Source organism: Pseudomonas sp. BN505, from assembly GCF_029873175.1.
In the GTDB taxonomy this organism is placed as follows: Bacteria; Pseudomonadota; Gammaproteobacteria; order Pseudomonadales; family Pseudomonadaceae; genus Aquipseudomonas; species Aquipseudomonas putida.
The window spans coordinates 1-12,543 of the sequence record NZ_SSOI01000015.1 but is presented as its reverse complement, the minus strand read 5'-3'; the positions used below and the strand labels follow the sequence as shown (position 1 = coordinate 12,543).

Below are 12,543 nucleotides of genomic sequence, written 5' to 3'. Positions count from 1 at the left end.
AGGCTTCAGCCAGCCTCGACGCGCGTCCAGTAGCGGCTGAAGCGACGAATGCGCACAGGCAGCGTGGTGGTCAGGTTTTCCAGGACGATATCGAGGTCGCCCAAGTGAAACGCCCCGGACAGTCGCAACCCGCCCACGGCCTCATCGCAGCCCAGGTACCCGGGCCGATACCGCTGCAGCTCGCTCACGACATCAGCGAGGCGCCAGTCATCCACGATCAACATCTCGCGGGACCAGGCGTCTGCCATCACCGCTAGCGGTGTCACGTTGCCCATCTTTTCGGTGTTGAATTGCAACTGTTGCCCGGCCTCTACCCGCACAGCCGCCATGCTCTGTGCACTGCGCACTTGCACCGCATGCTGCAGCACGCACACCCGCGTAACGTCGGCGTCGCAGCGCACGATAAAACGCGTACCCAGTGCGCGGACACTCCCCTGCCCGGTATGCACGATGAACGGGCGGGATAATGCATCCGATGCGGTCTGCACCAGGATCTCCCCTTTCAGCAACTCAAGTGCGCGCCACTGGCCGTCGTAGCGAATATCAACAGCAGTGTCGGTGTTCAATTGCAACTGGCTGCCATCGTCCAGCCACAACGAACGCTGCTCGCCAACGCCTGTGCGCACGTCGGCCATCAACCGCGCAACGCCGCCATCACGCAGCACCACACCCCCTGTCGCGCCCGCGACCAGCAGCACCGACAGCACCTTGAGTACCTCACGCCGCTTGGCCCTGGCGCTGCTTAACGTTGGCCGTGCAATACCGGGTGTGACCTGCGCCAGCTTGCCCTGCAAACGTGCCAGGCGCTCCCAGGCCTGCAGGTGTCGCGGGTCACTCAACAACCAGCGCTGATGCGCCGCTCGCGTGCTGTCATCCGCTTGGCAGCGCAGCTCGACATACCAGCGTGCGGCAGCCTCCAGGGTATTGCGGTCCAACGGTTCAGCCCCCGCCATCGTTCACGCCTCGGCCAGCATCAGGCAATGGGTCAGCGCCCGCACTGCATGCTTTTTGACGGTAGTGAGCGAAACATCCAGGCGCCGCGCGATTTCCACATAGCTCAGGCCATCCAGCTGGGCCATGAGGAAGATCTCGCGGGTACGCGTGCCCAAGCCGTCGAGGAGCCGATCAATTTCCAGCAGGGTCTCGATGATCAGCAGGCGCGCCTCGGGCGAAACCTCTACCTGCTCGGGCCGTGCCGCGAGGGTTTCCAGGTAGGCCTGCTCCACGGCACGGCGCCGGAACATGTCGATCATCAGGCTGCGGGCCACGCTGCTCAGATAAGCCCGTGGCTGTTGCAGCTCCGCGGCCTTGCGCAGGGTCAGCACCCGTATGAACGTGTCCTGGGCCAGGTCGGCCGCATGCTCCATGCACCCGAGCTTGCTGCGCAGCCAGCCGCACAGCCAGGAATGATGGTCCTCGTAGAGCGTGTGCACGGCTTTTTGCAGGGAAGGGTCAGCATAGGACATGGTAGAACCGATCAGAGCGTCTTTAATAATGACTCTCATTTAACCCGAGTCTGACCGGATTTCGCAATTGCTTTGCGCAGCGGTCATGGGAAACCAAGGTTTTCGGCAAGCCTTAGTATGCTGAGCCGACCACACGCCATCGGCAAATCGGCTCACTGCCACGCAGCCAGAGTTTCTCCCTGTCGGAAGAACGTTCTCAAGTGCTCAACGAAGCACGACACCTTGGCCGACAGGTTCAGGCGCTCCAGGTACACCGCATAAATGTCCGCGGGCGGGGTGTGGTAGTCACCCAGCACTTCCACCAGCCGCCCACTGCGCAGGTGGTCAGCCAGGTTCCACTCGGCCCGCATCAGGATGCCTTGCCCATCGAGGGCCCAGTTCAGGGCGACCTCGCCATCGTTTGTGCTCAGGCTGCCGCGCACTTTCACCGACTCGCTCTGCTTGCCACGGCTGAGCCGCCAGATGCCGAACGCGGCATCGTTCTGGCGCAACACGATGCAGTTGTGGCTGGCCAGGTCTTTTGGCGCTTCTGGGGTGCCGTGGGCCTCCAGGTAACCGGGCGCCGCGCACAACCGGCGGCGGTTGGCAGCGATCTTGCGCGCGATCAGACGCGAATCAGGCAGCTCACCAAAGCGGATGGCCACATCGATAGCGTCGTTCGGCAGGGCGATTGGGCGGTCGGTGAGGTGCAACTGCACCTCCACCTCGGGGTAGCGCCTGGCAAACGACGACACTGCCGGCCCCACATGCGTACGACCAAAACCCAGCGGCGCATTGACCCGTAGCAGGCCCTTGGGCTCGGCACGGCTGCTGGACACCTGGCGCTCCATTTCCTCGATCTCACCCAGTATCCGCCGGGCATTCACCAGGTAGGTCTCGCCCTCGGCGGTAAGGCTGATGCTGCGTGTTGTGCGGTTAAGCAGGCGCACACCCAGGCGCTGTTCCAGCTGCGCCAGGCGCTTGGAGACTGCGGGCGGTGTCAGGTTCAGTTCGCGCGCAGTACCCGCCAGGCTGCCCACCCTGATCAGCTGGGTGAAGAACGCCAGCTCCGATACCGGATTCATAATTAACCTGAGGGAAACAATGAGTTGAATTTCATTGTATTACAGCATTTTTGAAAAACCATTACCTTTTGCCCTGCGTGATTAACCACAGAGAAGCTGGGCTTTTCGGCCGCCAAGGCCAGGTGTGACCTGCACCCCACGATCAGCCCGGCCGCCAGATAAATCCGACTCACAACAATAATTCGGAGACGGCAATGGCCAAGCGATTGTTCGGCAAGCTTTACGTACAGGTATTGATCGGCGTAACCCTCGGGGTGCTGATCGGGGTGTTCTGGCCCCAGGTGGGCGCAGACTTGAAGCCCATCGGCGACGCCTTCATCAAACTGATCAAGATGGTCTTCGCCCCCATCATCTTCGCCACAGTGGTGCTGGGCATCGCCAAGATGGAAAACATGAAGGAACTCGGCCGCGTGGGTGTGCGTGCGCTGATCTACTTCGAAGTGCTGTCCACCTTTGCCCTGGTACTGGGGTTGGTGGTGGTCAACATCGTACAGCCCGGCCAAGGCATGAACGTCGACCCTGCCACCCTCGACGCCAAGAGCATCTCGACCTACACCGCTGCCGCGGCCGGGAACAGCGGCGGCTTCATCGACTTCATGCTGCATGTGATACCCGGCAGCGTGACCGACGCCTTCGCCAAGAACGAAATCCTGCCGATCCTGCTGTTCAGCACCCTGTTCGGCATCGCCCTCTCGCACCTCGGCCCTCGTGGTAAGCCCATGGTGGATGTGCTGGAGGCGTTCTCGCACGGCATGTTCTTCATCGTCGGCATGATCATGCGTGTAGCCCCGCTGGCCGCCTGCGGCGCCATGGCCTTCACCGTCGGCAAATACGGCCTGGGCTCCATCGTGTCGTTGGGCAAGCTGATGGCAACCATGTACCTGACCTGCTTCCTGTTCGTGGTGATCGTGCTGGGCACCATTGCCAGGTTGTCCGGCTTCAACTTGTGGAAGTTCCTCAAGTACCTGAAGGAAGAGCTGTTCACGGTGCTGGGCACCAGCTCGTCCGAATCGGTGGTGCCACAACTGATGAACAAGCTGGAAAAGGTCGGCGTGTCCAAACCGGTGGTGGGCCTGGTGATCCCCTCGGGCCTTACCTTCAACCCGGATGGCCAGTGCATCTACTACACCATGGCCGCCATCTTCATCGCCCAGGCCACCAACACCCCGTTGACCCTGATGGACCAACTGCTCGTGCTCGGCGTACTGCTGCTCACCTCCAAGGGCTCCGCAGGGGTGACCGGTTCGGGCTTCATCACCCTGGCCGCAACCCTGGCGACCATGGACAACATCCCGGTGGCCGGCATGGTGCTGCTGCTGGGCGTGGACCGCTTCATGTCCGAAGCCCGCGCCATCACCAACACCATCGGCAATGCCGTCGGCACCGTGGCTATCGCCAACTGGGTCGGTGCACTGGACAAGCAACGCATGGCCCAGGCCCTGGACGGCCAGCTACCGGCAGAACCTCAACCCACCGATACCCGCCCTGCCCTTGCACAACTGGAGGCCGGCACACCCACACCCTGACCTTTCGATAACAGCAAAAAGAACCCGCCTTGTGATGCAGTGAGGAAATAATCATGGACAAAGAAACCGCCGTGTCATCGCTTACCGACGTGATGGCCAAGTTCACCGCCTATATCGGCAAACGCCTGCCCAAAGACGTGAAGGAAAAGACCGCCAAGTTGCGCGCCGCCGAAACCAACCCGCTGGCCATCGCCGTGTACGACTCGATGGCCGACAACCAGGAGTACGCCGACAAGCTCAACCGGCCCAGTTGCCAGGATACCGGGGTGATCCAGTACTTCGTCTCGGCCGGGGCGCGCTTCCCGCTGCTGGGTGAGATGGAAAGCATCCTCGAAAACGCCACCAAGGAAGCCACCATCCAGGGGCCGTTGCGCCACAACGCGGTGGAAACTTTCATCGAGAAGAACACCGGCACCAACACCGGCTCGAAAATCCCGTGGCTGGACTGGGAAATCATCCCCGATGCCGACTACGCCATCGTCGATGTGTACATGGCCGGTGGCGGCTGCACCTTGCCAGGTTCGGCCAAGGTGCTGATGCCGGGGCAAGGCTATGAAGGGATGACCGAGTTCGTTTTCGATGTGATCACCTCTCGCGGGGTCAACGCCTGCCCGCCGTTGCTGGTGGGGGTCGGGGTTTCGACCTCGGTAGAGACAGCAGCACGCCTGTCGAAGAAGGCCATCCTGCGCGAGGTGGACTCCAGCCACCCCAACGAAAGCGCAGCAATGATGGAAAAGCTGCTGGAAGACGGCCTGAACGAAATCGGCATCGGCCCCCAGGGGCTCACCGGCAACAGCAGCGTAATGGGCGTGAACATCGAGTCCTCGGCCCGCCACCCCTCCACCATCGGCGTGGCAGTGTCCACCGGCTGCTGGGCACATCGCCGCGGCAAGATCCGCATCAACGCCGACCTGACCTACGACATCCTCTCGCACGAAGGGGTAGTACTGTGAAAAAGATCCTGAGCACACCGATCAGCGACGAAGACCTGGCCAACCTCAACGTCGGTGACGTCGTCTACCTCACCGGCCAACTGGTGACCTGCCGTGACGTGGCACACCGGCGCCTCATCGAATTGGGCCGCGAACTGCCGGTTGACCTGCGTGGCGGTGCGATTTTCCATGCAGGCCCTATCGTCAGGAAGAAGGATGATGGCAGCTTCGAGATGGTTTCCATTGGCCCGACCACCAGCATGCGCATGGAAAAGTTCGAGAAGCAGTTCATCGAGCAGACCGGTGTGAAGCTGATTGTCGGCAAAGGTGGCATGGGGCCGGAAACCACCACCGGCTGCCTGGAAAACAAGGCGGTGCATGCGGTGTTCCCGGGCGGTTGCGCAGTGCTGGCTGCAACCCAGGTGGAAGAGATAGAGCGTGCGGAGTGGCAGGACCTGGGCATGCCGGAGACCCTTTGGGTGAACCGTGTTCGCGAGTTCGGGCCGCTGATCATCTCCATCGATACCAAGGGCAACAACCTGTTCGAGCAGAACAAGGCCCGCTTCAACGAGCGTAAAGGGGCAGTGATCGAGAAGATCAACAGCCAGGTGCGCTTCATCAAATAACCAAGCCACTTTCGGGCCGCTGTGCGGCCCATCGCCAGCAAGCCAGCTCCCACCCCGATCGTATGAGCCTCAGGGCATATGCAGTCCCTGTGGGAGCCTGGCTTGCCGGCGATGGGCCGCGAAGCAGCCCCAAGACAAGCAAATCAAGCCTTCGACAGTTCGCCAATCTTCTCCAGCCGCGCCCGCACGATGTTGCGGCTGATGTTAAGCAACCGCCCTGTCTGCAACTGGTTGCCGTGGCAATATCGATACGCCGCCCTGAACACCGTCTCCTCGATGTGCTCATACAAATTCGGCACATTCTGCTCGAACAACGCCAGCAACGCGGTTTCCAGGTCAGGCGGTGCTGCGCCCGCTGCAGGCAGATACGCATGCGCAACCGGCGCCGACACCTGTGGCCGCATATCGACCAGGTGCAGGTCCGCCGGCGCCACCACCTGATACCGGCACACCAGCAACGCATGGTGAATGGCATTCTCCAGCTCGCGGATGTTGCCCGGCCAACTATGCGCCAGCAATTTACGTTCGGCATCCGGGCTCAACGAAGCACGCTCGTAACCCAGACGTCGGCAATGTTCCTCGATGAAGAATTCCGCCAGCGGCAGGATGTCCCCCGGCCGCTCGCGCAGCGGCGGCAAGCGAATCGTCGCCACATGCAAGCGGTAGAACAGGTCTTCACGAAAGTGCCCCGCCACCACCGCATCGGCCAGGTTGACGTTGGTCGCCGCCACCAGCCGCACGTTGATCGGGATCGGCGTACGTGAGCCGAGTCGCACCACTTCACGCTCCTGCAGCACCCGCAGCAACTTCACCTGCATGTTCAGCGGCAGGTCGCCGATCTCATCAAGGAACAGCGTGCCGCCATTGGCCGCTTCGAACCAGCCGGCCTTGTTGCTGGTGGCGCCTGTAAACGCGCCTTTCTCGTGGCCGAACAGCTCGCTCTCCACCAGGGTTTCGGCAAAGGCACCGCAGTTCACAGCCACGAAGGGTTCACGCCCACGGCGGCTGAGGTGGTGGATATGACGGGCAACCAGCTCCTTGCCGGTGCCGGTTTCGCCGATGATCAGGGTATTGGCCTCGCTGGGCGCCAGGCGCTCGATGCGGCTGAGCAGTTCCTGGGAGCGCGGGTCCTTGAACACGAGCACGGTGGCACGTACCGACTTGGTCAGCTCGCGGGCATTGGGGTGGGTGATCAGCGACATAGGGGCATTCCTGGCAGTTGACGCGCAGGCCCATAGTGCATGAAACAAATTAGATCAAAAAATTATTAATTAATCTTTAGATATTCTAATTAAGAATATTCAAATTTTCAGCAACCCATTGCTGCCACAGCAGCAACCCGTCAGCACTCCCCTGCCCGCCGATCAGCAGACCTTTACTCGCACGCCAACGTGTTCATGGCTGGAGGCCTTGTAAATAGGGGACTTCAGCCAATTTAAGGCATGCTGGCATGCATTTCGCTCCTGGCCTGTAGAACCTTTGCCTGGAGCTGCACATGAACAATCCCTGGCGTCATGCCCTCGCCCTGCTGGGCGGCCTGTTCCTCAGCCTGGCTGCGCTGGCAGCCGAGCCACCGGCGGCGGTGCGCATCGCCATTGTCGCGTTCACCCAGGGTGGAGCGCCGGTGTTCGGCGGCATCCCCGGGCGGGTGATCGAAGAAGGCTGGCTGGAACAGCAACTGGCCGCCCGCGGCGTGAAACTGCAATGGACCGCCCTGCCCCATGCCGGCGCCGGGCCGCAAATCAACGAAGGCTTCAGCAACGACAGCCTGGACTTTGCCGTACGCGGCGACCTGCCTTCGGTCATCGCTGGTGCCGGCCAGGTGCCGGGCAAGCTGGTGGTACCGGGTGGCAGCGGCAACAACATCTACCTGGTAGTACCTAGCAACTCGACGGTGCGCAGCATCCAGGACCTCAAAGGCAAGCGCCTGGCCTTGCACCGCGGCCGCCCGTGGGAGTTCGCCTTCAGCAATTTCCTGCAAAGCCAGGGTCTGGCACTCGGTGATTTCAAGATCGCCAACCTCAACCCACAAGTAGGCGCCGCTGCGGTGTCCGCCGGCAAGGTCGACGCCGCCGTGCTGCTCAACGAAGCCTATGCCCTGGAAGACAAAGGCGTGGCGCGCATCCTCTGGTCGACCAAGCAAGGCGCCAACGACTGGCGGCTGGTGTCGGACCTGTGGGGCACTGACCGCTTCGTGCAGCAGCACGCCGACCTGACGCAACTGGTCGCCACCGCCTGGGTGCGCGCGGCTTGGTGGATCTCCCAGGAGCAGAACCGCGACGCCTACTACGGGTTGTCTTCGCGTGCCGGTGTGAGCGAAAGCGTGCTGCGCCGGGACGACCAGGACGACCCGGTCGCGTGGAAGGCACGCTGGGCGCCGAAAAGCGATGCCCAGCTCAAGGCCCACTACGACGCCCTGGGGCAGTACGCCCTGGCCAACCGGCTGATCCGAACGCCCTACGACATCACCAGCGACCTGGCCACGGGCTTTACCCGCCAGGCGCTGATCGACCTGCAACTGACCCACTACTGGCCGTCCCTCGACGCCCAGATCAGCCAACAACCTTGAGAGCCTTAACCCATGAAACTGCCTGCTTCGCTCGTCTTTGGCCTCAGCGCCCTGGCCCTGTCCGTCGATGCCATGGCCGCCGAAACCTACGCGCCCAAACCCGACCCGCAGCAGGGCGATGGCCGTGTGTCGGCCTTCTACACCTGGAGCAAGGCCATCCCCGCCACTCCCGGGAAACTGCTGCGCAGCGAGCCGTTGGACCAGGCGCTCAGCCTGCCCAATGCAGCCAGCGCGCAACGCATTCTGTACACCTCGCTGGATGGCATCGACGGCAAGACCCCCGTCGTGGTTTCCGGCGCACTGTTCATACCCAAAGGCAAGGCACCTGCGGGCGGCTGGCCGGTCGCCAGCTGGGGCCACGGCACCGTCGGCGTGGCAGATATCTGCGCGCCGTCCTGGGCTGGCCGCAGCTACCGCGACGTGCAATACCTCAACCGCTGGCTCGATGAAGGCTACGCCATCGTCGCCACCGACTACCAAGGCCTCGGTGTACCGGGCGGCCACCCGCTGCTGAACAACCGCATGGCGGCCTACGGCATTCTCGATGCTGCCAAGGCTGTGGTAGCCGGTGTGCCAGGGCTGGCAGACAAAGTGCTGATCATAGGCCAGTCGCAAGGTGGCGCGGGGGCCTTTGCCGCGGGTGCCTATGCGGCGACCTATGCGCCCAAGCTGGGCGTCAAGGGCAGTATCGGCACGGGGGTGATCTACACCGTGGGCTCGAAGAATGTCGGTGAACAGGACCAGGACAAGGTCGACCCGGCCCTGGCCTATGGCTTCTACACCCTGCTGGCAGCGCAGCAGTACGACCCGAGCATCGACCCGCGCGACTTCTACACCGACAAAGCCTTGCCGCTGTTCGAACAGGCGCGCACCAGCTGCCTGTCAGCCTTGGTCAGCGACGTGGTCGGCACAGGGCTGACCCCGGCCAACGCCAAGAAAGACTACAAGGGCGACCAGCTCAAGCCATGGCTGGCGCAGGTGTCGTACCCGACCCTGAAACTGGCCCAGCCGATTTTCATCGGCACCGGCGCCGAGGACAAGACCCCCGCCGCCGCCACCCAGGTGGCGCTGATGCAGGACGCCTGCAAGGCCGGCTCGGTGGTGCAGGGCCACCTGTACAAGGGCCTGGGCCACAGCGAAACGGTGAATGCCTCGCTGAAGGACTCGATCCCCTTCGCCCGCCAGGTCATCAGTGGCCAGCCAGTTACCCCCAATTGCAGCCCAAGCGTCCAGTAAGGAGGCCAGCCCATGAGCATCGAATTCTTCACCCGCCTGCCCTTGCATGGCGAAACCCAGTTCCTCCCCGGCGACCCGCGCAACCGCGGTGACTGGCATGCGGGTGGGCCCAGTACCGGTGCGGTGTCAGGTTTCGCCGTGGGTGATCACTTCACCTATATCGACTACCTCGGCCAAATCGCCCGCGCCGCTGAAATAAACGGCTTTGGCGGCGCGCTGATGGTCAACGCCCCCACCGGCGAAGAGCCATGGACGGTGTGCTCGCTGCTGGCCCGGGAAACCCGCACGCTGAAATTCGTCACCGCGTTCCAGCCCTATCACTACACCCCGTGGGTGGCTGTGCAACAGGCCGCGACCTACCAGCGCGCCACCGGCAACCGCCTGGTGTGGAACATCATCAACGGCGGCTCCGATGCCATCCAGCGCCAGGTGGGCGACTTCGAAGACCATGACCAGCGCTACGCCCGTGCCACCGAATTCATGGACGTGGTGCGCGGCTATTGGCACAACGAGCAGTTTCACTATGAAGGTACCTACTACCGCGCCGAAGGCGGTGGCCTGCGCGGCCCGCTGAAAAAAGCCGAGCTGCCGCTGATCTGCACCGCTGGCTCGTCGGTGGCAGCACGTGAGTTCGCCGCCAAGCACGCCGACTTCTACCTGATGCGCGCCGAGCACCCGGACGAAATTGCCGCGCTAATCACCGACATCCGCGCCCGCGCGCTGAAGTGGGGCCGTACCGACATCCGCTTTGGCCTGTCCATCGACGTGATCGCCCGTGACACCGAAGCAGCCGCACTGGCGGAGGCCAAGCGTTTCTTCGACGAAGGCGTGGCCAAGGGCACGGTCAAGGCCCGCGCCGCCCACGCCGGCCTGCGCACGGCGCGCAAGCTGAGCTACGAGCACGGCTACAGCGACCAGGACGAGCAGCAGGCGTTCGACGACTTCTTCATCCACCCCAATGTGTGGACCGGCTTCGGCTACATCGGCGTCCCGCCGGGCTGTGCGCTGGTGGGCAGCTATGCCAACGTGGTGGCGCGTATCCGCGAGTACCACAGCATCGGTGTCGACCTGTTCTTCCTCGCCGGCTACCCGCATCTGGAGGAGGCCTATCGCATCGGCGAGCATATCCTGCCGCACTTCCGTGCGCAGCGTGCAGCCATTGCCCGCCCGGCAGGCCAACCCGTGCAACTGCACGCCAGCAACGGGGCCTGACGCCATGGCCTGGGACGGTTACCCACTGAGCCGGCGCGGCTTCCTCGGCCACGCCGGGGTGCTGGCGGGCGGGCTACTGGCCGGCTGCGGCCCCGCCGACAGCCCGACCCATGCCGCCACCGACCAGCCGCGCCATGGCGGGCGCCTGCGCCTCGGCATCATCGACGGCAACCAGAGCGGCAACCTCGACGCCCACAAGCCCATCGGCAGCGGCATCGTGCGTGGCTTTGCCCTGTACAGCAAGCTGTGGGAATGGGACGAGCAGATGCAGCCGCGCCTGGCCCTGGCCGAGTTCGCCGAGCCCAACGCCGATGCCAGCGGCTGGACCTTGCGGCTGAAACCTGGGCTGGAGTTCCACCACGGCAAGACCATCGACGCCGATGACCTGATCTTCTCCATCCGCCGCCTCACCGACCCGCAGCTGGCCTCGCCCTATGCGGCGCTGCTGCACTGGGTGGACCGCGACAACCTGGTCAAGCTGGACGACCGTACCGTGCGCCTGGGCTTTCGCGAAGGGCGCAGCTACCTGCCGCTGCCGGAAACCTGGGTCAACTTCGGCGGCATCGTACCGGTGGACTACCACCCGGTCACCAACCCGGTCGGTGCCGGGCCATACAAACTGAAAAGCTTCACCCCGGGCCAGCGCTCGTTGTTCACTCGCTTCGACAACTACTACAAGCCCGGCAAGCCCTACGCCGATGAACTGGAGATCATCGACTTCAAGGACCAGACCGGCCGCCTGGCGGCGTTGCGTGCCGGGCAGATCGACATGGCCAACGTCATGTCCACGGAGCACCTGCAGGTGCTGCAGGCCGACCCACGGCTGCGGCTGCTGAAGTCGGTGAGTGGCAACTGGCTGTCGTTCGACATGAACACCGCCAAGGCACCGTTCGACGACCCGCGCGTGCGCGAGGCATTCCGCCTGTTGGCCGACCGCGAGGAACTGGTGCGCCGTGCGCTGAATGGCCAGGGCCGGGTGGCCAACGACCTGTATGCACCGTTCGACCCCACCTTCGACCACAGCATCGGCCCGCGCCCCTACGACCCGCGGCGGGCAGCGCAGTTGCTGCGCGAAGCCGGCCATGAACAGCTGCAGGTGGAACTGGTGACCACACCAGGGGCGGGTCTGGCTTCGGCCCTGGTCTTGGCCGAGCAGGCGCGGCGTATCGGTGTGACCATCAACGTGCGCCAGGTAGACCTGGCCACCTTCCAGGGCCCGCAGCGCGACGACTGGACCTTGAGCACCGGCGGCAGCATCGGTGCGCCGTACCTGGCCAGTGCCATCCACACCGACGCGCCGTTCGCAGTGGCCAACAAAACCCACTTCCACGACCCCGAATTCAGTGAGGCCTTCCTCGCTGCCATGGCCCAGCCGGACCTGGAAAAACGCAAGGCGCTGGTGCACCGCGCGCAACGCATTCAGTACGAGCGCGGCGGCATGCTGATCTGGGGCTTTGCCGACCTGCTCGACAGCGTCAGCACCCGCGTGGGTGGCGCGCAGGCCGAGCAGTCGCTGTTCAGTACCTGGCGGTTCGAGAGCCTGTGGCTCAGAAGTTGACCTGCAGGCCCTCTACCGCCTGTCCCGGCCCTATCGCCAGCAAGCCAGCTCCCACAGGGATAGCGCAAGCCTTCAAGCCAGCGCAGTTCCTGTGGGAGCTGGCTTGCCGGCGATAGGGCCGGGACAGACAACACAACAACCAGACCAACCACAGGCGCGGCTGCGCCCTCGTCACTTCCACAATCCTACTATTGAACGAGGCCCAGCCAATGCCCCGCGTTACCTTGCTGCACCCCAAATTCCAGCCCAGCGCACTGGCGCTGGCCATTCTGGCCGCCAGCGCGCCGCTGGCCCACGCCGAAGACACCCAGCTGCAAACCGTCACCGTGCAGGCCGAACAGACTGACGACGACG

Annotated in this window: 11 protein-coding genes; 7 read left to right on the top strand and 4 right to left on the bottom strand. The window is 63.6% G+C overall.

The genetic code is table 11. From position 1 onward, the window contains the following. Nucleotides 1-5 precede the first annotated feature (5 nt). The 3 genes from E8E78_RS02515 to E8E78_RS02505 form a co-directional block, all read right to left on the bottom strand. Nucleotides 6-953: a FecR domain-containing protein gene (locus tag E8E78_RS02515; protein ID WP_049273616.1), complete on the bottom strand. Its 948-nt coding sequence runs from the start codon at nucleotides 951-953 to the stop codon at nucleotides 6-8. A 3-nt stretch (nucleotides 954-956) separates the two neighbouring features. Next, nucleotides 957-1,466 carry a sigma-70 family RNA polymerase sigma factor gene (locus E8E78_RS02510; RefSeq protein ID WP_041167783.1) on the bottom strand — a complete coding sequence of 170 codons (510 nt, stop codon included), beginning with the start codon at nucleotides 1,464-1,466 and terminating at the stop codon, nucleotides 957-959. 152 nt (nucleotides 1,467-1,618) lie between these two features. Beyond that, the gene (locus E8E78_RS02505) at nucleotides 1,619-2,530 is read right to left on the bottom strand and encodes a LysR substrate-binding domain-containing protein (RefSeq protein WP_016500365.1); all 912 of its coding nucleotides are present in this window, start codon (nucleotides 2,528-2,530) and stop codon (nucleotides 1,619-1,621) included. Between the two features lie 194 nt (nucleotides 2,531-2,724). Between E8E78_RS02505 and E8E78_RS02500 the strand changes: the two genes are divergently transcribed. Genes E8E78_RS02500 through ttdB form a run of 3 tightly spaced genes read left to right on the top strand, consistent with a single transcriptional unit; the run spans nucleotide 2,725 to nucleotide 5,614 of the window. Further along, complete coding sequence (locus tag E8E78_RS02500; protein WP_016500366.1) at nucleotides 2,725-4,056, top strand: dicarboxylate/amino acid:cation symporter; 1,332 nt, start codon at nucleotides 2,725-2,727, stop codon at nucleotides 4,054-4,056. Between the two features lie 53 nt (nucleotides 4,057-4,109). After that, nucleotides 4,110-5,009, top strand: coding sequence for a L(+)-tartrate dehydratase subunit alpha (ttdA, locus tag E8E78_RS02495; RefSeq protein WP_280313983.1), 900 nt, complete (start codon nucleotides 4,110-4,112; stop codon nucleotides 5,007-5,009). Beyond that, the gene (gene ttdB / locus E8E78_RS02490) at nucleotides 5,006-5,614 is read left to right on the top strand and encodes a L(+)-tartrate dehydratase subunit beta (protein WP_003259286.1); all 609 of its coding nucleotides are present in this window, start codon (nucleotides 5,006-5,008) and stop codon (nucleotides 5,612-5,614) included. Before ttdA ends, ttdB begins: the two co-directional genes overlap by 4 nt. A 143-nt stretch (nucleotides 5,615-5,757) precedes the next feature. Here the strand turns inward: ttdB and E8E78_RS02485 are convergent, their stop codons facing one another. Continuing rightward, on the bottom strand, nucleotides 5,758-6,816 hold the full coding sequence (locus E8E78_RS02485; protein ID WP_049273620.1) for a sigma-54 dependent transcriptional regulator: 1,059 nt from the start codon (nucleotides 6,814-6,816) through the stop codon (nucleotides 5,758-5,760). 293 nt (nucleotides 6,817-7,109) lie between these two features. Between E8E78_RS02485 and E8E78_RS02480 the strand changes: the two genes are divergently transcribed. Genes E8E78_RS02480 through E8E78_RS02465 form a run of 4 tightly spaced genes read left to right on the top strand, consistent with a single transcriptional unit; the run spans nucleotide 7,110 to nucleotide 12,189 of the window. Further along, on the top strand, nucleotides 7,110-8,183 hold the full coding sequence (locus E8E78_RS02480; protein ID WP_016500369.1) for a PhnD/SsuA/transferrin family substrate-binding protein: 1,074 nt from the start codon (nucleotides 7,110-7,112) through the stop codon (nucleotides 8,181-8,183). A 12-nt stretch (nucleotides 8,184-8,195) separates the two neighbouring features. Continuing rightward, the gene (locus tag E8E78_RS02475) at nucleotides 8,196-9,419 is read left to right on the top strand and encodes a lipase family protein (RefSeq protein ID WP_059395064.1); all 1,224 of its coding nucleotides are present in this window, start codon (nucleotides 8,196-8,198) and stop codon (nucleotides 9,417-9,419) included. A gap of 12 nt (nucleotides 9,420-9,431) precedes the next feature. Continuing rightward, nucleotides 9,432-10,631 carry an LLM class flavin-dependent oxidoreductase gene (locus E8E78_RS02470; protein WP_049273624.1) on the top strand — a complete coding sequence of 400 codons (1,200 nt, stop codon included), beginning with the start codon at nucleotides 9,432-9,434 and terminating at the stop codon, nucleotides 10,629-10,631. Nucleotides 10,632-10,635: 4 nt separating this feature from the next. Next, complete coding sequence (locus tag E8E78_RS02465; RefSeq protein WP_049273625.1) at nucleotides 10,636-12,189, top strand: ABC transporter substrate-binding protein; 1,554 nt, start codon at nucleotides 10,636-10,638, stop codon at nucleotides 12,187-12,189. Nucleotides 12,190-12,543 lie beyond the last annotated feature (354 nt).